This window comes from Paenibacillus urinalis (assembly GCF_028747985.1).
GTDB classification, from domain to species: Bacteria; Bacillota; Bacilli; order Paenibacillales; family Paenibacillaceae; genus Paenibacillus; species Paenibacillus urinalis.
Map to the genome: position 1 here is coordinate 1,184,751 of NZ_CP118108.1, position 21,561 is coordinate 1,206,311.

19 protein-coding genes are annotated in these 21,561 nt (G+C 46.5%); 15 read left to right on the top strand and 4 right to left on the bottom strand.

Going from position 1 to position 21,561, the window contains the following annotated elements; genetic code table 11:
• Positions 1–27: 27 nt before the first annotated feature.
• Entirely contained in the window at positions 28–1,227 is a 1,200-nt protein-coding gene (locus tag PUW25_RS05240) for an acyltransferase (protein WP_274338200.1), read from the bottom strand.
• Between the two features lie 226 nt (positions 1,228–1,453).
• Between PUW25_RS05240 and PUW25_RS05245 the strand changes: the two genes are divergently transcribed.
• The 8 genes from PUW25_RS05245 to PUW25_RS05280 all read left to right on the top strand — a co-directional run bounded on the left by PUW25_RS05245 (position 1,454) and on the right by PUW25_RS05280 (position 11,617).
• Positions 1,454–2,131: a nitroreductase gene (locus PUW25_RS05245; protein ID WP_205053944.1), complete on the top strand. Its 678-nt coding sequence runs from the start codon at positions 1,454–1,456 to the stop codon at positions 2,129–2,131.
• A 145-nt stretch (positions 2,132–2,276) separates the two neighbouring features.
• Positions 2,277–3,278, top strand: a complete 1,002-nt coding sequence (locus tag PUW25_RS05250) for a substrate-binding domain-containing protein (protein WP_205053943.1) — start codon at positions 2,277–2,279, stop codon at positions 3,276–3,278.
• Positions 3,268–5,130 carry a cache domain-containing sensor histidine kinase gene (locus PUW25_RS05255; RefSeq protein WP_205053942.1) on the top strand — a complete coding sequence of 621 codons (1,863 nt, stop codon included), beginning with the start codon at positions 3,268–3,270 and terminating at the stop codon, positions 5,128–5,130. Before PUW25_RS05250 ends, PUW25_RS05255 begins: the two co-directional genes overlap by 11 nt.
• Positions 5,127–6,332, top strand: a complete 1,206-nt coding sequence (locus PUW25_RS05260) for a response regulator transcription factor (protein ID WP_205053941.1) — start codon at positions 5,127–5,129, stop codon at positions 6,330–6,332. Before PUW25_RS05255 ends, PUW25_RS05260 begins: the two co-directional genes overlap by 4 nt.
• Before the next feature lie 263 nt (positions 6,333–6,595).
• Positions 6,596–7,681, top strand: a complete 1,086-nt coding sequence (chvE, locus tag PUW25_RS05265) for a multiple monosaccharide ABC transporter substrate-binding protein (RefSeq protein WP_274338201.1) — start codon at positions 6,596–6,598, stop codon at positions 7,679–7,681.
• A gap of 36 nt (positions 7,682–7,717) precedes the next feature.
• Positions 7,718–9,268 carry a multiple monosaccharide ABC transporter ATP-binding protein gene (gene mmsA, locus PUW25_RS05270; RefSeq protein ID WP_047912252.1) on the top strand — a complete coding sequence of 517 codons (1,551 nt, stop codon included), beginning with the start codon at positions 7,718–7,720 and terminating at the stop codon, positions 9,266–9,268.
• Complete coding sequence (gene mmsB, locus PUW25_RS05275; protein WP_047912251.1) at positions 9,261–10,424, top strand: multiple monosaccharide ABC transporter permease; 1,164 nt, start codon at positions 9,261–9,263, stop codon at positions 10,422–10,424. Before mmsA ends, mmsB begins: the two co-directional genes overlap by 8 nt.
• Positions 10,425–10,831: 407 nt before the next feature.
• Positions 10,832–11,617 carry a C40 family peptidase gene (locus tag PUW25_RS05280; protein ID WP_047912250.1) on the top strand — a complete coding sequence of 262 codons (786 nt, stop codon included), beginning with the start codon at positions 10,832–10,834 and terminating at the stop codon, positions 11,615–11,617.
• A 46-nt stretch (positions 11,618–11,663) separates the two neighbouring features.
• Here the strand turns inward: PUW25_RS05280 and PUW25_RS05285 are convergent, their stop codons facing one another.
• Entirely contained in the window at positions 11,664–12,569 is a 906-nt protein-coding gene (locus PUW25_RS05285; protein ID WP_081872500.1) for an ArsR/SmtB family transcription factor, read from the bottom strand.
• Positions 12,570–12,768: 199 nt separating this feature from the next.
• Here PUW25_RS05285 and arfA point away from each other — a divergent pair, with 199 nt between their 5' ends.
• The 7 genes from arfA to PUW25_RS05320 all read left to right on the top strand — a co-directional run bounded on the left by arfA (position 12,769) and on the right by PUW25_RS05320 (position 20,319).
• On the top strand, positions 12,769–14,283 hold the full coding sequence (gene arfA / locus PUW25_RS05290; protein ID WP_047912249.1) for an arabinosylfuranosidase ArfA: 1,515 nt from the start codon (positions 12,769–12,771) through the stop codon (positions 14,281–14,283).
• A 711-nt stretch (positions 14,284–14,994) separates the two neighbouring features.
• Positions 14,995–15,243, top strand: coding sequence for a hypothetical protein (locus tag PUW25_RS05295; protein ID WP_047912248.1), 249 nt, complete (start codon positions 14,995–14,997; stop codon positions 15,241–15,243).
• A gap of 402 nt (positions 15,244–15,645) precedes the next feature.
• On the top strand, positions 15,646–16,203 hold the full coding sequence (locus PUW25_RS05300; protein ID WP_047912247.1) for a MarR family winged helix-turn-helix transcriptional regulator: 558 nt from the start codon (positions 15,646–15,648) through the stop codon (positions 16,201–16,203).
• Positions 16,204–16,266: 63 nt separating this feature from the next.
• On the top strand, positions 16,267–17,724 hold the full coding sequence (locus PUW25_RS05305; RefSeq protein ID WP_274338538.1) for an aryl-sulfate sulfotransferase: 1,458 nt from the start codon (positions 16,267–16,269) through the stop codon (positions 17,722–17,724).
• Positions 17,717–18,727, top strand: coding sequence for an ABC transporter substrate-binding protein (locus PUW25_RS05310; protein ID WP_274338204.1), 1,011 nt, complete (start codon positions 17,717–17,719; stop codon positions 18,725–18,727). The genes PUW25_RS05305 and PUW25_RS05310 overlap by 8 nt, the downstream gene beginning before the upstream one ends.
• 14 nt (positions 18,728–18,741) lie before the next feature.
• Positions 18,742–19,518, top strand: coding sequence for an ABC transporter ATP-binding protein (locus PUW25_RS05315; RefSeq protein ID WP_274338205.1), 777 nt, complete (start codon positions 18,742–18,744; stop codon positions 19,516–19,518).
• A gap of 27 nt (positions 19,519–19,545) precedes the next feature.
• Positions 19,546–20,319 (top strand): ABC transporter permease, encoded by a 774-nt coding sequence (locus PUW25_RS05320; protein WP_047912243.1) that lies wholly within the window; start codon positions 19,546–19,548, stop codon positions 20,317–20,319.
• A 74-nt stretch (positions 20,320–20,393) separates the two neighbouring features.
• Here the strand turns inward: PUW25_RS05320 and PUW25_RS05325 are convergent, their stop codons facing one another.
• Together PUW25_RS05325 and PUW25_RS05330 are read right to left on the bottom strand one after the other, a co-directional pair.
• The gene (locus tag PUW25_RS05325; protein WP_205053932.1) at positions 20,394–20,567 is read right to left on the bottom strand and encodes a hypothetical protein; all 174 of its coding nucleotides are present in this window, start codon (positions 20,565–20,567) and stop codon (positions 20,394–20,396) included.
• A gap of 107 nt (positions 20,568–20,674) precedes the next feature.
• Complete coding sequence (locus tag PUW25_RS05330) at positions 20,675–21,502, bottom strand: hypothetical protein (RefSeq protein WP_274338206.1); 828 nt, start codon at positions 21,500–21,502, stop codon at positions 20,675–20,677.
• Positions 21,503–21,561: the final 59 nt, after the last annotated feature.

Genomic DNA, 21,561 nt, shown 5'->3' on the forward strand with positions numbered 1-21,561 from the left:
ACAAGAAAATGATGCATTTTTCTTAACTCAGAGCACAGCACCTTCTGCCGGGACCGTCTTGTCCTTGTCTCTCGCGGTCTTGTTCTTAGGTCTGCGCGCAAGTCCTACCAGATACCTTGATCCAGGCAGCTTGGACAAGCCGAAGCTGATGAGCAGCGATACGATGACGGTAAGCAGGAATGTGACGATCGTTACCGGCAAATGATATCCAGACAGCTCCATTGGTCTAGTGAAGAATGCGATGCCGTAAATGACCATGGCATGGACAAGATAACCGCCGTATGAATATCTTCCGATCCATGTAAACAGCTTGCGGAAACGGCTCTGCGGCGAGATGACAAGCATGAATCCATACAGCAGGAACATCTGTGTCAAAATCAAAGCAAAGGTCTGAGGCTTCAAATAGGTAGATATGTTCAGGTTCATCACATCAGAAGAGCCGCGAAGCACATCATAAGCGAGCAGTGTGAATAAGGCGATGGACAGGAACGCAGTCCAGGGCATAATTTTGAGTATCCATTTGCGAAATTTTTCGAGCATGAAGGCAACCAGTGCACCAAGAATAAAATAAAAGAAATACATAATAAAAGAATAAGATCTGTACCCTAGCAGTGTTTGGGTTATCCCGCCTGCTTCTGCTGCCCAAGCGCCCATCTCGTAATAAGACAGGTATAACAGATAAGCATAGGCAGCGCCAGTGAGTACGATAATAGTAACAACCGTACGGTTCTGCCGCGTCGGATCGAGAGGAGTCAGTCTGCTCTTCAGAAACAGAGCGGCTTTCCGGAACAGCGGAAACAGCAGATAGAACTGGAATACCATGATGACGAACCACAGCTGATAACCGGCTTGAGGAACAAACCATTCACTAACAAGGCTTGTCCAGGTGTCAGCACTCAGCCAGTTGGTGCCAGCCGTCAGTCTTACACTCAGCCAGTATAGAACTGTCCATAACAGGAACGGGACATAAATATCTCCGAATCTTTTGCGGATAAAGCTTGAATAGTGCAGCTTCTTCTCATAGTTATAGAACAGAAGTACGGCGGACAGGAACACGAATGTCGGTGTACCGAACCTTGTCAAATGATACACAATCATAAGCATGGTGGAATCTGGCGCAAGTATATCCGCCCGGTATATATATTCCGCGAGGCTGTGCTGCATCACAATCGCGAGGAACGCGAGTCCCCGTAGAGGTGTCAGCTCCTCGATTCTAGGTTTTTTCAATAGTAGATAACCTCCTAATAGTTGTTTCTCATGACAAGTAGGCAGGCACTTGGAGTCATTATTGTAACGAATCAACATTAGGAATAGATGAAATAACAAATAACATGAGCAAGTATACTACAACTTGGGACTGTGTGTGCTTGTAATTATTGTCTGTATATATTATCGTTCATGAAGAATCGTCAATTCCAGAGATATAGAGTATAGGAATGGAGGAGAACCAATAGTGAACCATCATGAAGAGAGTAAGAACCTGTTCCAGAGCCGAAAGTCTCACCGTAAATTTGACAAGAGCAAGCCTATTCCGCAGGCGACCCTTGAGAATATATTAACAGATGCACTGCGTGCACCATCCTGGGCGAATACCCAGCCTTGGGAGGTATTTATTGCTACAGGCGGCACCTTAGAAGCGGTCAGAGAGGCCTATTTAGCTGCGTTTGATCGTTCAGAGCCATACAATACGGATGTTCCTGTTCCGAAGGAATGGCCTGAATATATGCAGGAGCGCAGCATCCGTAACAGCATACATATGTTTGAGTGTATGGGGATCAATCGTGAGGATGAGAAGGCAAGAGAGCTGAATCGACGCAATAACATTTCGTTCTTTGATGGAACAGCCCTGGTTATTATTTGTCAGGAGCGATCGCTTACGGATTGGTCGACCATGGATCTGGGCACCTTCGCCGGATATCTTGTGCTGGCCGCTGAGCATCATCATGTGCAGAGTGTTCCTGCCTTTAATTCGATTGCTTATCCCCAAATACTTAGAGAGAAGCTGTCGATTCCGGATCATCTGATTATCCGCTCTGGTGTTGTTCTTGGCTATGCTGTCGACGACAGTCCCTATAATGAGCATACATCAGATAGAGAAGCGCTTCACCAAATGGTACATTTCTTAAACTAGACTCGTGCATATGTATTGTAACGACAGACTCTCAGCGATGGGGGTCTGTTGTCATGAGGTTCACAGTCTTGACAGCTCGATTTATAATGATTAATGAAAGCGGTTAAATGCCGGCATTGGAACAGACCGAGGAGGCGTAGCTATATTGAAGAAGATGATGCTGATCTATGCGCTTTTAATATTCGCTTTTTTGGTTTATATATTTCAATATATGACAGAGGACGTGGACAATAGAGGAGCTGCGGGTGAAGGTCTGAGAGGAGATATCTCGGAGCGTTATGTGATGGTCACTTTCCAATCTGGCTCTGAGTACTGGAAGAGCGTGCTTAAGGGCTTTGAGGATGCGGCTGACGCTTTGAACGTGTCCATTGAATATAGAGGAGCAACGGAGTACGACCTGCAGGAGCAGATTATGGTACTGGACCAGGTGATTGCGAAGAAACCGGCAGGCATCGCCATCTCTGCGATTGACACGAATGGACTCGATGGTGTTATCGACCGCGCGATTGAGGAGAACATTCCGGTCGTGCTGTTTGACTCAGGTGCACCGAATAGCAAAGCTTACTCCTTCCTGGCAACGAATAATTACAACGCTGGGGCAACCGCAGCAGCTCAGATGGCGAAGCTGGCAGGAAGAGAGGGACAGGTAGCGATCGTTACTGTACCTGGACAGCACAATCATACAGAGCGGATTCAAGGATTCAAGGATACGCTGGAGAGCACCTATCCGATGATGAAAGTGGTCGATACGGTTAATGGAAAAGGAAATGCAGAGGATGCGGAACAAGTGACTTCGGCACTGCTTGAGAAGTATCCGGATCTTGCCGGAGTATTCGTCACCGAAGCAGCAAGTGGTGTCGGTGTCGCTGAAGCGGTTCAGCAGCATGGGGATCCGGTTCAAATTGTGAGCTTTGATACGAACAAAGCCACACTTGATTTGATCAAGGAAGGTGCTATTGCGGCAAGCATTGCACAGGGAACATGGAATATGGGGTACTGGTCCTTACAATATTTGTTCCATCTTCACCATGATCTGACGATTCCGGCGCCTTCTGCGACAGACGATGTGTCACCGGTTCCAGTCCAGGTCGATACAGGAATTAATGTAGTTACCAAACAGAATGTGGAGCAGTATTATGCGAAATAATGAGCGCGGATCTGGAAGGTTATGGAAGCGCCTTAAGTTCAGTCAAATGCCGCTGCGTTATCAGCTCTCCATTCTTTTTGTATTGATTGGTATCGTGCCTGCACTGGGTCTTGGATTAATCGTCAATTGGACCGTGGATCGAATTGTGGAAAGGCAGGTCGAAGACAATACACTCCAGCTGATTGGTAAAGTGAATCAGTCGCTCGACAAGTCCATTGAAAATCTGCAGAACATTACCTATCTCACCGAATTTGATGAGGATGTTCAGCAGTTTATTGATGGTACTCCCGAGGTAAGAGAGCGGGTGAAGAGCTCTGGAAGTGTTCAAGCTTTTTTACAGGGATTTACAACACTTCATCCCGATATTGCAGGGATCTTAATCATTAATAATGAAGGGGAATATATAAGCAACGAAATGTATGCTGTAGATGATACAGATCTCACACAAGAGAGCTGGTATCAGGCTGCCGTGGATCAGAAAGGGATCTTTACGGTCATCGGGCACCCTGGAGAGCGGAGAGTAACTACCCATGTGAACTATACGCCGGATGAAGTCGTGTCTGTATCCAGAGCTTTGGTTGATCCGGAGACTCGGGAAACGCGAGGCGTTATTTTGATCGACCTGAAGCTGTTCTCGATCTCAGGCATTGCAAGGGACGTCACGTTAGGTAAAGATGGATATTTAATGATTCAGGATCAGGATGGGAATAAAATCTTCGCACCGGATCAGTCCATTATTACTCAGTTGGAGAGCTCCTGGTTTGAAGATGCCGCCTATGGAACCTTTACAAAACAAGTCGGAGATCAGAACTTTCAGTTTCAATACCAGACCTCTTCTTACACTGGCTGGCGTACTATCGGGGTGTTCAATACAGGTGATTCAGCAATTGCTGTTAGAGAAATTCATTTTTATGTGATTTGCTATTTGTTTATTGTTTGCATGTTTGGACTAACGGCGGCTTATGTCCTGTCACAATCCATCTCAAGGCCGATTCATCACTTGATGAGCTTGATGCAGAAGGCCGAAAAAGGCGACATGACACTGCGTAATCTCGGTAACCGTGGAGATGAGGTCGGAATGCTCGGTGTCAGCTTTAACCGAATGCTGCAGGAGATCAAGAAGCTGATGGCTATGAACCGGAGAAAAGAAAAACAGAAGCAGGCAGCTGAGCTGCGCAGTCTTACCGCTCACATCAAGCCGCACTTTTTGTATAACACACTGGATACCATCCACTGGATGGCACGCAAGCAGGGGGCGGAAGATGTATCCGAAATGGTGAAATCGTTATCCCGATTGTTTAGAATCGGGCTCAGTAAGGGCAGCAGCATGATTCCGGTGTCCGAAGAGATAGATCATATCACCAGCTATTTGCAGATTCAGAAGACCCGTTATCGGGACCGGCTGAACTGCCAGATCGAGCTGCAGGAGGGGGTCAGAAGATTCTATGTCGTCAAGCTGATCATGCAGCCGATCGTTGAGAATGCGATCTATCATGGGATCAAGGCCAGGCGCGGTGCAGGCAACATTCGAATTCAGGTGGAACAGCAAACCGACTATCTTCTGATGACGATCACAGATAATGGGGCGGGCATGGATGAGGAGCGGCTTCAGCAGCTGAGGGAGAAGCTTGCCAATCCATTGATCACCATAGATAAGCAGCATGAAGAGAAGGAGTCACCGAAGAGCTATGGCCTGTTAAATGTGCAGGCCCGAATTCAGCTCGCATTCGGAACAGATTACGGCGTGCAGCTGGACAGCACGCTGGGGGAAGGCACAACGGTCACGATTAAGCATCCTTTGTTGACCGAGCCTCAAGTCATGGCTGACCACGAACAGGAGGAGGAGCTATGAATAAACCATATCAAGTATTGATTGCGGATGATGAACCTATCATTCGTGAAGGCATCAGCGAGTCGGTAGACTGGGCTTCTCTGGGCATGGAAGTCATCGGACTCGCCGAAGACGGAGCGGAAGCACTGGAGCTTGTACTAGAACGGGGAGCTGATCTTGTGCTCGTCGATATGAATATGCCGATTATGAATGGCATTTCATTCATTCAGGCACTTCGAGAGCAGAAGCAGGAATGCAGATGCATTATCATTACAGGGTATGATGAATTCAGCTATGCGCAGCAAGCGATTCGGCTGGGTGTGGAGGAATATATATTGAAGCCGGTTGAAACGGATGAGCTGATGAGTGTGCTGCAGCGAATCAAGGCTTCACTCGATGAGGAGCAGCTGGAGAAGGAAAAACAGGCATCTGCCAGGGAGCATCTCCGCAAGAGAAGGGAGGTACTGCGAGAGCAGCTGGGACAGGAATGGGTACAAGGCAGACTGAACGAAGAGGAGCTTAGGATGCAGCTCAGTCTGCTCTCTCTTCCTGCAGCTTCTCCCGCAAGCTGTCTCGTGATCCGCTGGCCAGAGGCAAGCATGCCGAATACGATCTTGAAGGAAGGCGATCGCCAGCTGTATCTGTATGCGGTCAAGAACATTGTTGAAGAGCTGATCGGCACCTCGGAAGCGCTTGTGTTCAGAAATGGATCTGATCTGATCGTAGGGATCAGCTGGAGCAGGCTCACACCAGAACTGCTCATGAAGATCGAGGAGGCGGCCAAGGAGAATCTGGGTGTCACTCTACACACCGCTGCTGAGGATGTTGGAGTGGAGATGGAGCTTCTAGAGGCATACAACCTGTGCAAGGAATGCATCTATCAGGAGGCTTCGCTATCTCCGCTTGTACGAAGAGCCCGGCAATATTTGCAGGAGCATTATCACAACCACGCTTTGACACTGGAGCTGGTGGCTTCCGAGCTGGGAGTTTCACCCGTGTATTTGAGCCGCATGCTGAAGAAGGAGCTCGGGGAGTCATTTATTGCCCTGCTGACCGGAATTCGGATTCACAAAGCGATACAGCTGCTGAATAGCAGCAGTCTTGCCATGCACGAGATTGCGGATCATATCGGATATGAGAGTCAGCACTATTTCAGCACTGCATTCAAAAAGGTCATCGGCATTTCCCCGAACAAATATCGTAAGGGCGAAGCCTTTGTTTAGAGAATCAATAGAGCATTCAAGGAAGATATAGCTCTTCATTTTGAAAAAAACGCCGCAAGGCGTTTTTTTTGTTGCCACTGAACTCCTATCGGGATATTGCCAAGAAAGGTTTGATTTTTATAAAAACGGTTGCAAATGTGCAAAGACGATTCAAGAAGCGTTGAGATATCATTATAGAAGAAACAAGGGATCAATGGATATGAAAGCGCTAACTATAAAAGCTTTAATCCAGGCACAATCGTACAAGCGAAAGGGTGGAAACGATGAAGAAAGCACTAACCTATCTTCTTCTCTTCGTGCTCGTTATCTCTTTGAGTGCATGTAATCTTGAGGAGACGACAGGCGGCAGCGAAAGTCAGGGCTATGTCGGCATCGCCATGCCAACGAAATCGGCGGAGAGATGGGTAGCCGACGGGAATAACATGGTGAAGCTGTTTGAAGAGAAAGGCTTCAAGACCGATCTGCAATATGCGGAGGATGTAGTCGAGAATCAGATTGCACAGATCGAGAACATGATTACGAAAGGCGTGGATGTGATCGTGATTGCATCCGTTGACGGAAATACATTAACCGATGTCATCAGCAAGGCTCATGACCAAGGCATTCGTGTCATTGCTTATGACCGATTGATTCGTAATACAGAGCATCTGTCCTATTATGCTACATTTGATAATTTCCAAGTCGGTGTTCTTCAAGGCTCTTATATAGAGGAGAAGCTGGGCCTCAAGGAAGGCAAGGGACCGTTTAATATCGAGCTGTTTGGCGGATCACCAGATGATAACAATGCTTACTTCTTCTTTGACGGCGCTATGTCTGTTCTACAGCCGTATATTGACTCCGGTCAGCTCGTTATACGAAGCAAACAGAATTCAATGAGTCAAATCGCTACGCTCAGATGGGATGGTGCGGAAGCGCAGAAGCGGATGGATAATTTGATCAGTGCGCATTACTCAAATGAGCGGATTGATGCAATTCTTGCTCCTGCTGATTCGTTAAGTCTGGGCATCATTTCTTCTCTGAAGGGTGTAGGGTATGGAAGCTCTAACAATCCGATGCCTGTAATTACTGGACAGGATGCAGAGCTCTCCTCCATCAAATCCATCGTCAGAGGAGAACAGACACAAACTGTATTTAAGGATACGCGTCAGCTGGCGGAGCGAACGGTTGCCATGGTTGAAAGCGTTCTCTCTGGGACCGAAGCAGAAGTGAATGATACGGAGAGCTACGATAATGGAAAAATGGTTGTGCCGTCCTACCTGCTTGAACCAGTATCTGTGGATGCGACGAATCTGGAGGAAGTTGTAATTGATTCCGGATACTACACCAAAGACGAAGTTGGGCTGGAATAGAATGACTGTTAACTTTTGATGCGGGAAGGTGAAATCATGGCTGAATATATACTTGAAATGCGCGGGATTACAAAGGAATTTCCCGGTGTTAAAGCATTGGAGAATGTAAACCTGAAAGTGAAGGCAGGCGAGATTCATTCCTTATGCGGCGAGAATGGTGCCGGTAAATCAACACTGATGAAGGTACTGAGCGGAGTGTACCCTTACGGTTCCTACGAGGGAGATATTTTATTCGAGGATCAGGTATGTGAATTCAAAACGATCAAGGACAGCGAGGAGAAAGGGATCGTCATCATCCATCAGGAACTCGCGCTTATCCCATACTTGTCTATTGCCGAGAACATTTTTCTAGGTAACGAGCGGGCAACCAAAGGGGTAATCAATTGGCAGGAGACTATCACGAAGACCTCTGAACTGCTCAAGGAAGTGGGGCTGGATGAGAATCCTAACACGCTGGTCACGAATATCGGTGTCGGTAAACAACAGCTTGTCGAGATTGCGAAGGCGCTGTCCAAGAAGGTGAAGCTGCTTATTCTGGATGAACCGACAGCAGCGCTTAATGAGACAGACAGTCAAAATCTGCTCAGACTGATGCTGGAATTCAAGAGGCAGGGAATCGCTTGTATTCTCATTTCACATAAGCTGAACGAAGTATCTGAGGTGTCGGACTCTGTAACGATTCTGCGAGATGGCAAGACGATCGAAACGCTGGATATGAAATCGAAGGATATGAGCGAGGACCGAATTATCCGAGGCATGGTTGGCCGTGACCTAACGGATCGTTATCCGGAACGCAGGCCAAACATTGGTGAAGTTATGCTTGAAGTCAAGGACTGGACTGTATACCACGAGCATCATGCCGATCGCAAAGTACTGGATGGAGTCAATCTCAATGTACGGCGCGGAGAGATTGTAGGAATTGCCGGTCTCATGGGAGCGGGACGGACGGAGCTTGCGATGAGTATTTTTGGAAAGGCCTACGGACAGAAAATCTCAGGGGAGCTGCGCAAGGACGGACAGGTCATTCACAATAACACAATCAATCAGGCGATTGATAATGGATTTGCCTATGTAACAGAGGATCGCAAGGACTATGGGCTTGTACTGATCCAGGATATTAAGCGAAACATTTCGTTAACCGGAATCAAGAAGCTGCAGAAGGCTTCGGTTATTAATGAAAATGAAGAAGTGATCGTTGCGGAGCAAATGCGTAAACGGCTCAAGATCAAAACAAACAGTATCCACCAGGAGGTTCAGAACCTTAGCGGTGGTAATCAGCAGAAGGTTGTGCTGAGCAAATGGATCTATTCCGAGCCGGATATTCTTATACTCGATGAGCCTACGAGAGGAATTGACGTAGGGGCCAAGTTTGAAATTTACTCGATTATTCAGGAGCTGGCGAATGAAGGAAAGGCCATTATCGTTATTTCTTCCGAGCTTCCAGAAATACTCGGCATCTGTGACCGAATCTTCGTTATGAATGCAGGAAGGATCACAGGTGAGGTGAATCGGAGTGAAGCGAATCAAGAGCTGTTGATGAAATACATGACGAACACGACCAGATCGGGAGGGCATACAAATGGATAACTTAATGCAGCTGCTCAAAAATAATATTCGCCAGTACGGCATGATTATAGCATTAATACTCATTATGATTTTGTTCGGGGTCCTTAGTGGCGGATTATTATTCGAACCAATCAATATTACGAACCTCATTTTGCAAAACAGCTATATTCTCGTCCTCGCCATTGGTATGGTGCTGGTTATCATTACAGGACACATTGATTTGTCCGTAGGCTCCGTAGCTGCCCTGGTAGGTGCTTGCGCTGCAATTATGATGGTAGATATGAATTTGCATCCGGTCGTAGCGGTCATTCTGTCGCTTCTGCTGGGAGCACTGATCGGCGCATGGCAAGGGTTCTGGATAGCATATGTCCGTATACCGGCCTTTATCGTCACTCTTGCCGGGATGCTCTTGTTCCGTGGTCTTACGATGATTGTACTGGAAGGCCAGTCCATATCCCCTCTTCCGGAAGGGTTCCAGAAGATTAGTGCAGGCTTCATTCCGGACTTCGGGAATGCAGGGACGAATCTGGTAGCAATTCTTGCAGGTGTGATTGTAACCGTACTTTACATTATTAATGAAGTGAAAGCACGTAAAAATCAGCAGAAGTATAAATTCGAGACCAGTTCTACGCCGCTGTTTATAACGAAAATGGTGCTGATTGCGATCGTCGTTAACGTATTTTTCGTGGCGCTTGCCAGCTATGCAGGGATTCCGAACATCCTGGTGCTGCTTGCCGTGCTTATTGTAGGTTATTCCATTGTTATGAATAAGACAGTTATGGGACGTCACATCTATGCGGTAGGCGGTAATGAGAAGGCTGCAGGCCTGTCTGGTGTAAAAACAAAGAAGGTTACCTTCTGGGTATTTGTTAACATGGGGGTACTTGCTGCGATCTCCGGCTTGATCTTTACTGCAAGATTGAACGCGGCTATCCCAAGAGCGGGTACAAACTTTGAGCTTGATGCGATCGCGGCCGCGTTTATCGGTGGAGCCTCCGCATCAGGGGGAATTGGAACCGTATTTGGCGCTATTATCGGTGGTCTGGTTATGGGTGTGCTGAATAACGGGATGTCGCTGATCGGGCTCGGTATCGACTGGCAGCAGGGAATTAAAGGACTTGTATTGTTGTTAGCTGTCGCGTTTGATATTTACAACAAGAACAAACGAGCTGCTTAAACTGTAAACGTTTCAATAGGTTACAAAAAGGTTAAAAAGTAAAAACAAAACTTATTGACGGATATAATATCCAATGTAACTACTAGTAAGTTTATCCAATTCATAAAACAGCCTTTTTATTTATAGGTCTATATACCTAATAAATTTAAGGCTGTTTTTTCTTGCTTATTTGTAATAATGTGTTGATATATAAGAATATTTTGATTTGTTTTCATCAGTATTATGCAATCTGGAATTAAATCATATAACGTATTTATATAGTTTTATATACCTATCTTTATAAAGGGGTGATCAGGACTAAAGTCCGATGATTTAGGTTGCTTGCCTGTCCTACAATGGGGACAGTTGATGGCAAGGTGATGTCATGAGGAATTAACAAAACCTAAAACTTCAGGAGGTTCTACAACATGAAGGTTACAAAAAAGATACTAACTGCAACTATAGCATCAGCATTAATGTTCGGCTCAGTGAGCATGCCTGTATTCTCAAGCCAGGCTTATGCAGCTACAACAACTAAGGAAGTTCTCTACGGTGTTAACCTGAGAGAGAAAGCAACCACTTCTTCATCCGTCATTCGCATGCTGAAAAAGGGAGAAACCGTATCTGTTCTTGGAACATCTGGATCCAGCTGGCTTAAAGTCAAAGATACAAAAGGAAACACAGGATATATTTCTTCTTCTTCTAAATATACAAAGACAGTAAGCGGCGGAAGTTCTTCTAGCGGTGGCAGCGTCTCTGCCAACAGCACAAGTTCAAAGACTGTGGAGAAAGTGATCGACGCGGGCGCGAAGTATCTGGGAACGCCTTATGAGTTCGGCGCACCACGCAGCAGCACCAAGACATTTGACTGTTCTTCTTTTGTAAGACGTGCATTCATGGATGGGGCGGGTATTACGCTTCCAGCGGATTCTCGTCAACAAGGAACATATGTTAAGAACAAAGGTAATGCAAAATCCAGCATTTCTTCTCTGAAACGCGGTGACCTGATGTTCTTCATGTCTTACAAAGGTTCGAGCAAATCCTCGTACTCCGGAATCAATAAGAGTTCAGCAAGAATTACGCATGTCGCGATTTACCTGGGTAATGGCAAAATGCTTCATACGTACTCGACTGAATCCGGCGGCGTAAAAGTCGATACCTTCAAAGGCAAGCATTGGGAATACCGCTTCCTGTATGGCGGCAGCGCGCTGTAATATCCTATCTAAGACAAGCCTCTTCCTTAACGGAAGAGGCTTTTTTTTAGTGGTACAGTCTCAGAATGATGTTCTGATTATAGTTACCGAAGCCTTCACCGTATAATGTTAATCCACCGACATGCTTCGCGTCCTGTTCAACAGCTAGACGGAATGTCCATTGATTACGTTCTATCGGAATATCTTGAATGGTCATCTCCGACATGCGCTGTCCATCAATAAAAGTAGCCTCGTTCGTGATGCGAATGACCTTCAAGAGTCCATATTGATTCACTTCATCCTGCCACCACTCGGGTGTGAAGACACCTCTGCCATTTCCGGAGTCTCCGGGACTTGTCCATTTTCCGAGCGGTATGCCGTTTAAGGTAAAGGAAATGTCAGATGGCCAGTTGGGATTAACGCCTGGAGCCTCAGAGCCGATCTCAAATGAAATTTCAATCTCTGTAATTTGTTCGTTTTGCAGCAAATAATTCGGGATTTTATATTCTACATATCCTCTACCAAACCATAAGATGTGTGCATTCACACGCTCGGGATCGAGAAAATAACGCGGATCATCGTACTGTCCAATGACTTTTTCTGTCGTTGACAATCCACAGGTCGGATACACATCAAACTCGGTGTAATGCCCGATTGGAATAGAGGTCTCCTTATACTTGCGTGCTAGCTGCTGAACCTTGTTCGGCATCATAATCTCGATCCAATCGACGGCCAGGGAATTAATCTTATGTGTTCCGCCATCCTTGCGGATCATCTTGGATTCCACAATGCCGACTTCTTGCAGTTTGCGGACGTGGCTGGTTACAATCGCGCTGCTTAGTTCAAGAGAGGCCGCAAGCTCCTTAATATTCATAGGCTGCTCTGCAAGAAGCCGGATGATGGACAGCCGGACACCGCTGGCTAACGCTTCGTACAGAGGGAGCCATTTATCTTCAGCATTTGCTCTTATCATATGTTCTATTCGCTCCTGAATCCGTTGATTTAATTATTAACTCTTATTATAGGATTAATGATTAAATAAATTCAATAATATTTTAAAAATATCAAAAATGTTATTGCATTTAAGTTTTATTTGGATTTTAATAAAAGAGGGAATTATGATTTGCTTAAAGGATTAATAATTAAATTAATTTAAGGAGTTGGCATAATTCATGGCAGATAAAGCAAAGATGATCGTCGACAAAGATTTTCGAATCGCAGAAGTGGACAAACGAATTTATGGTTCTTTTATAGAGCATTTAGGTCGTGCGGTATATGGAGGAATTTACGAACCAGGTCATGAGACTGCGGATGAAGCTGGTTTGCGTCAGGATGTATTGGGACTCATCCGGGATCTTCAGGTTCCGATTGTCCGTTATCCAGGGGGCAATTTTGTATCCGGTTACAATTGGGAGGACAGTGTGGGTCCGAAGGAAGACCGTAAACGCCGTCTGGAGCTGGCATGGCGCACAGTGGAAACCAATGAGTTTGGCTTCAATGAATTCGTGGATTGGGCGAAGAAGGCCAATACCGAGGTCATGATGGCCGTTAACCTGGGTACACGCGGAGTCGATGCTGCCCGTAATATTGTCGAGTACAGCAATCATCCTTCCGGCTCCTACTACAGTGATCTGCGTATTAAGCATGGTTACAAGGATCCGCACAACGTGAAGACCTGGTGTCTTGGTAATGAGATGGATGGTCCATGGCAGATTGGACATAAGACGGCAGAAGAGTATGGTAGAGTTGCGCTTGAGGCTGCTAAGGTTATGAAGTGGGTGGATCCAACGATTGAACTTGTTGCCTGCGGAAGCTCCAGCATCAACATGCCGACGTTCCCGGAATGGGAAGCGACCGTGCTTGATCATACCTATGATCATGTAGAGTACTTATCGCTGCACCAATATTATGGCAATCGTGAGCAGGATTCTGCGTTATTCCTGGCGAGATCGCTTGAAATGGATCGTTTTATTGAGACCGTCACGGCAACCTGTGATTATATCAAAGCGAAGAAGCGCAGCAAGAAGAAGATGCTTCTCTCCTTCGATGAATGGAATGTGTGGTTCCACTCCAATGAGAACGACAGCAAGATGGAACCATGGCAAATTGCGCCTCCACAGCTCGAGGACGTCTATAATCATGAGGATGCACTGCTTGTTGGCTGTATGCTGATCAGCCTGCTCAAGCATTCCGACCGTGTGAGAATGGCATGTCTCGCTCAGCTGGTCAATGTCATTGCTCCGATTATGACAGAGAATGGCGGGGCTGCTTGGAAACAAACGATCTATTACCCTTATCTGCATACTTCTGTATACGGTCGAGGTCAGGCCCTTGTGCCGCTGGTTCAATCTCCTAAATATGATACGAAGGAAATTACAGACGTTCCTTACCTTGAAGCCATTGCGATCCATAATGAAGAGGCCGAGGAGGTTACGGTCTTTGCTGTAAACCGCCACCTCAATGAATCCTTGCCTGTGGAAGTGGACTTGCGCAGCTTCGGCCAATGCCAGATCATTGAGCACATTGTGCTTGAAAGCGATGATCTAAAAGCAGTGAATACAGCAGCTCAGCCAGACCGTGTTGCTCCGCATAAGAATGGAAATGCGGTTGTTGATGGTACGACGGTGACTGCGCAGCTGGGTAAGGCGAGCTGGAATGTCATTCGGTTGAAGGTGAGTGCGAAGTAAAGTGTTGAGGTTTTGAAAATGAGTGAGGTGGCTCCAGCTAAGGACGCTGCGAGGTGAATGTGGGTTCGGATCGTAAGTTGTCTGCTGATTCCCGGATTAGACTCAGGCAAGGAAGGAATCAGCAGACAAAAAACGAACGCTGACGCTTCCTCTCTCCACAATCACCTCTTCGCTAATCGCTGGAGGCAAACCTCAAACCATCTTCGCACCCCCTTTTATGGGGAGCGGGGGTGAGGCCAGAGCCGCAAGTATGCGAAGCTCTGGCCTTTTTTGTAAGTAGTGCTGCGAGGTGAATGTGGGTTCGGATCGTAAGTTGTCTGCTGATTCCCGGATTAGACTCAGGCAAGGAAGGAATCAGCAGACAAAAAACGAACGCTGACGCTTCCTCTCTCCACAATCACCTCTTCGCTAATCGCTGGAGGCAAACCTCAAAGGCACCTTCGCATCCCCTTTTGTGGGGAGGCGGGGGTGAGGCCAGAGCCGCAAGTATGCGAAGCTCTGGCCTTATTTTGTAAGTAGGGCTGCGAGGTGAATGTGGGTTCAGATCGTAAGTTTTCTGCTGATTCCCGGATTAGACTCCAGGCGAGGCATGATGGCGATAATCCTTTTTCTATGATTCAAGTAACGTGTATACTAGTTAAGATTGGAGCTAAGTATTATCTTAAAGAAACAAGCTCCAAAAATAATAGCGAAAAGGTATAAATATGAAATATGAAAACATACACCTGTCTTGTTTGTGGATACAATAATCTGGAAGACCCTCCCATATATGAAACTGGAGAGAAGTCATTTATCGTTTGCCCATGCTGTGGATTTGAGTTTGGCTTTCACGATGATGATCAAGAATACACTTATGAGGGTTATTTAAAAGAGTGGATTCAAAATGGAGAAAATTGGGCTTACCTTCCTAAGCCAGAAAATTTTGATTTACAAAAACAGTTAAAAAATATTAAGCAATAGCTAAAAGAAAGAAGCAGCCGTTACTGGGTGCTTCTTTATCAATTTATACAAATTTAAGCAAAATTTTAAATGCAAAGCATTATCTAAAAACACACTTGACAGGTTGGATTAATTGGTTTAATCTTGCAACAAGACATTTACACCACAACTCATTAAATGAGTGCTCATTAAGTAAATGTTCATTAATTAAGCAATCGTTATTTTAATACTGAAGCATTTGGTATGAAGCGAACGATCAACATTTGATTCATACCATATGCCTAACTAACTCAATACATAACGGTCAGCCGATTGGACCAACCAAAGGCTCCTAACCATCTCTTCCTTCGTGATGCGAATGCATGCGTGAAGAGGTGCTAGGGGCCTTTTTGCATTCCATGGTATGCACCTGAAAGGAGCGATATGCAGGAGAAGGATTGGATTCTACTGGAAGAGGTCGATTATTTGTTCCGCAAAGTGGTTCGAAGATTTGTGAAGGAGAGAGACAAGGTATCGGTGGAAGGCATATCCCTCCCGGGTCTTCTTATCCTGAATACGATCTTGCGCGAAGGTGATCAGCGGCTTGGTGATCTTGCGGAGCAGCTTGATTTTACCTCAGGAGCAGTGACTGCTTTATGTGACAAGCTGGAGGCTAGTGGATTTGCCATACGCAAGCGGAGTGATACTGACCGGAGATCGGTCGTTCTTGGAATTACTCCATCGGGTAATGAAATGATCATGCGGAACAAGGATAGTGGCTCCATTATCATTGATGAGATTTTTGGTTGCTTTACAAACAAGGAGCTTGAGTCTGCTGCCACTTTTCTGAAACGACTGAATGTACAGCTAGAGGGGTTGTCTGACAATGTGATTACACGGATAGAAGCGACTGTGAATCAGATAACCGCTGAATCTGTGAATGAGTATGAGGGTCGATCAGACAGTGAATTAGACAGACCCAATCGATTTATATCCTATTAAAAAATTTCTGCAATTATATGATCCAGTGCTTGTTAAACCACAAATTTGAGGGGAGAAATCAACATGGGACATCCAACCATTTATCCAACAGGGGCAACGGTATATTTGCCAGAGAAGGCATGGGGCGGGTACACGATTTTTCAGGCGGCAGATACGGGAGCGCTGCTTATTGATATGAACGGCAGAGAGGTGCGGCTGTGGAAGGGGCTGAGAGGATTTCCGAACAAGCTGTTTCCAGGCGGCTATGTACTGGGAAGCACGAAGGAGAGAGATCCAAAATACGGATTTCAGGACGAAGCGAATCTGGTTCAGGTGGACTGGGATGGCAATATTGTCTGGAAGTTCGATCGGCAGGAATGGATTGAGGACCCGGATCATGAAGGGGAGTGGATGGCACGCCAGCATCATGATTATCAGCGTGAAGGCAATCCAGTAGGCTATTACGTCCCTGGTCAGGAGCCGAAGGTCGACTCCGGCAATACGATCATTCTCGCTCACAAAAATGTACACCGTCCCGAAATATCCGATAAGGAGCTGCTCGATGACATCATTATTGAAGTGGACTGGGAAGGAAACATTGTATGGGAATGGTCAGTGAGTGACCACTTTGAAGAGCTCGGATTCGATGAGGATGCCAAAAGATCGCTTTACCGCGATCCGAATTCCCGCGGCTTTGGTAGTCACGCCGGAGACTGGATGCATATCAATTCAGCGTCTATTTTAGGACCTAATAAGCACTACGATGCAGGCGATGAGCGTTTTCATCCGGATAATATTATATGGGATGCGCGGGAGACGAATATTATCGCCATTACAGATAAGAAGACAGGCAGCATCGTGTGGAAGCTGGGACCAGACTATGGGGCAGAGGAGCTTAAGCAGATCGGGTGGATCATTGGACAGCATCATGCTCATCTGATACCTCAAGGATTGCCTGGGGAAGGAAATATTCTTGTATTTGATAACGGGGGCTGGGCTGGGTTCGGAGCTCCAAACCCGGAAGCACCGGACGGCGTAAAGGTAGCACGTCGTGACTACTCCCGAATTCTTGAGATTAACCCGCTTACGCTCAAAATTGAATGGCAGTATACACCGGCAGAGGCAGGATATATTGTACCCCTTGATGCTTACCGGTTCTACAGTCCTTATATCAGCTCCGCCCAGCGCCTTCCGAATGGAAATACACTCATTACCGAGGGAGCAGATGGCCGGATCTTTGAAGTTACCCGAGAGCATGAGATTGTGTGGGAGTATATATCTCCATATAAAAATAAAATAAATGCCAATATGGTCTATCGTGCTTACCGTGTTCCTTATAACTGGGTTCCCCAGCTGGAACAGCCTGTTGAAGTGGAAATTGCTCCACTGGATGTCGCTGATTTCCGTCTGCCGGGTGCAGCCCCAAGAGGCGCGGTCAGTGCCGTCGAAGTACAGGGAACAGAATCTTATGGAGAAGGGGCCTTCTGCGTAGCGACTCAGGATGAAGTCACGCAGCGAAAGGACGGGGATCAACATGAGTAAATTGAGAGCGATCATCCGTTATGTAAGCTTGTTTGCTGTCCTTATCCTTACCGTCTCCCTGCTTAGCGGCTGCGGAACTTCTGCAGAAGGGCAAGGCAGTAACAAGCTCAAGCTCCGAATTGCAGATATTTCAACGAATCCGATTTTTCGAGTGGCGAAGAGCAAAGGGATCTTCGATAAACACGGGATTGACGCAGAGCTTGTTACTTTTGCAACACCAGCAGAAGGAATTAACTCACTCTTCATTAAACAGGTAGATGTTGCTTTTGGAGCGGATTATCCGCTTATTAATGCAGTGAGCAAGGGAGACTATTCCATCTTCGCTTCTTCAGGCAGCGCTACCGATCAAGGCGCCAAGGAGTGGAAGCTCTATGTACGCAATGAGATCAAAAGTGCAGAGGATTTGAAGGGGAAGAAGCTGAGCTTCTCCAGAGGTACCTTCATTCCTTACTTATGGGATGTGTATCTGTCTGAGAATGGAGTGTCTTTATCCGAGGTTGAGCTCATTGGCCAAGGGGCATTCGACGAAGCTTATGTTGCTCTGCAAAAAGGAGAGATTGATGCAACCTGGATATACGGAGCCGTGCTGAATGAGAAATTCAGTGCACTGGAGGAAGCTCATGAATTGACAGATATGTCACAGACGCCTGTGCGGCTGGGTACGGGCTTAATTGCAACCAATGAAGTGCTGGACAACAACCAAGAAGGTATGGTTGCTTTTCTAAAAGCGCTGGACGAAGCTTCTGAATACGCCCAAGCTAATCCCGATGAAACAGCAGATATTTTGTATGAGGAAGTCAAGCAGCCGAGAGAAGCTACGCTGAAGGACCTGCCCAATAATCCATGGAATGTTGGGTTTAGCGAGAAGGCCTATGAAGGACTAGTCGGACAGAAGGAATATATGATCAGTTCGGGTACGATTGAAACGGATTTTGATCTGAAAGAGAAGATTAATCTGGATCTGATTCGCACCGCTTTTCCGGATCGGGTTGAAGTGGAATAAGGAGGGGATACGTTATGAGAGCAGCAGCAAGCGCCAATGAGATCTATATCGAGCGGCTTAATAAGAGCTTTACTCAACAGGCCCAAGGGGAGCTCCATTACATCATTCAGGACGTTAATTTGACGGTCAAAGGAGGAGAATTCTTTATTCTGCTTGGTCCAAGCGGCTGCGGTAAATCTACATTGCTCAGTCTGATCGCAGGATTCGTGTCTAAGACGTCGGGGCAGGTCAAGGTTGGGGAGAAAGAGGTTGAACGACCGGGACAGGATCGTGCGGTTGTATTTCAGCAGGCCGATTCTTCCCTGTTCCCTTGGCTTACGGTGAGGGAGAATGTGGAGTTTGGTCTCCGGATGAAGCGGATACCCGCTGCAGCACGCAAGCAAATTTCGGATCAGTATATATCCATGGTAGGTCTTGCGGGTCATGAGCACAAGTTCCCCAGGGAGCTGTCAGGCGGAATGAAGCAGAGAGTTCAGCTTGCCAGAGTGCTATCCAATGACCCTGCTATTTTGCTGATGGATGAACCCTTTGGTGCGCTGGATGCGATGACGAGACGAACGATGCAGCGAGAGCTCGTGAAGATCTGGCAGGAGACAGACAAGACGGTGATCTTTGTAACGCATGATATTCAGGAAGCACTGCTTCTTGGGCAGCGAGTCGGCATTATGTCTGCAGGCCCTTCCTCCAAAATAACAGATGTGTATGATGTTCCTTTTGCCTATCCAAGAGATTTGTCTGCACCTGAGTTTCATGAAGTCTATAACCAAATTCAATCTCATTTTGATGAATAAAGCGGATATCGGAGGGCGGAGATTGTTATGAGCAAGTATAAAAAAGCAGCATTGCATATCACCTTCTGGTTCGCACTTATCATCCTGTGGCATCTGCTGTCACTTGTATATGAACCAGAAATTCTACCAGGTCCACTCTATACACTGCAAGGCGGCTATGAGCTGTTCATGGATGGCACATTGCTTCAATATATAGGAATCAGCTCATACCGAGTGCTTCTGGGTTGGACCCTTGGCAGCCTTCTGGCTATACCCGTAGGGATTACAATTGGGAAGGTTCATGCGATCCGGCTATTCGCCGAGCCGTTTCTGAATTTTATCCGGTTCATACCGCCGATTGCCTTCATTACATTGTTCCTTGTCTGGTTTGGGATCGGGGAGACGTCCAAAATTATGCTGATTCTGTACGCAACCTTCTTTATCGTCACACTGAATACGCTCACGGGTGTTCTGTCCGTGGAAGAGGATAAGATTCGTTCAGCCAGAAGCATGGGGGCGTCAGAGTGGCAAATTGTTCTTCATGTTATTGTTCCAGCAACCGTGCCTTATATGTTCACAGGGATTCGGTTAGCTATGGGGACCTCCTTCATGGCGATTATTGGAGCAGAGATGATTGCTTCCAATGAGGGAGTGGGTTACCTGATCTGGAACTCACGGCTCTTCTTCCGCACCGACTGGATCTTTGTTGGACTCTTATGCCTGGGGCTCATGGGATTTCTCACGGACCGAATCGTAGGACTGATCGGACGAAAACTTCTCTCCCGTTACGGGGTAGTCAGCTCCAATGCGCTGCGCAGGTAAGGTGAAAAAAGCTTCACGGCACAATGTGACCGTGAAGCTTTTATTTTGGTATAGAGAGGTTCGGCTCTGTTGAACTACAGATTTGGATCCTGCTCCAGATTGTTATTTTGGGATGAAGGCTGCTTCTCAAACACATGAGCTGCTTCTTCAGAAGAAAATTCAGTGTCATTCTCCCCAGGGACTGGCAGCTTGTTCAGCTTCGTGGAGATGACCTCGGCTTTTGTAGCTTGGTTCTTAGATTTGCTCATCAGTAACACACCTCCTCCCATCTCCGCATACTCAAGTATTTTTTCAAGCAGGCCAGAATTTTATACCTGTTCATGCAGGATAAGGAGGTGAGCTATACCATTAGGTATTACTGATTGGCAAATTGCTTGATCATGCCTTGAAGATGAGTCCGCAGGCTGCTCTCACCAGTACGTTCAATGGTGATGAGCGTTTCGGCTTCTGATTCCTGTGGGGTATCATATACGCTCCAGAAATGATTGTCTGTGTGGAGCAGCAGTAATATGCTCTCTGCAGCCGGCAGCTCTTCCTGTGAATAATTCATAATGCTGAGGTTATCTAGGCTTCGTCCGGATGCTTGAAAATCGGTGCACCAGGATACAATCAGATCCTTATCCGCGGCATCGACGGACCATTCGTTTATTAAACGCTCTGCATTATTAAGGGCAGGGTTCTCCGTCAATTGGCTCCATTGTGATTCAGGCAGCTGGAAACGGGAGGAGGTACCAGGCGGTAGAGTACGTGCTTGTCCCACGTATAGACGGTATAATTCTTCTTCCCATTCACTTGGCTCCGTCCAGGTAAAGAGGTGGATGCGCTGATCAATAGATAAATGATAGAGGTATGGATCACCGGATTCGGTTCCTTTATGGATTGTCAGTACTTTCTCCTGACCATCCCAATCGGTGTAGCCTCTGAGCATGCTCCGGCTCTTCGCAAAATGAACAAGCATGTCCAGAAGCTCGGGGACGAATTCAATTTCATTTTCTTCCATACGTACGATGAGGCCTTTGGATAGAAGACTATGAGATGCTGCTCTCAGCACTAGCTCCCATTCATTCTCTTCTAGTTCACCGTACATTGGTTTGAGCAGGCCGGCAGCGACGTCATCTGCGCCCAAGGAAGCCAGTGCAAAACCAAACTCTTCGATGGATAACGTAATTAATGGTTTGTCCATAAGATCTCCTTTTTACTTAAGATATATTGGCTGATTAATAGATGATTTTTGCAAGAAAG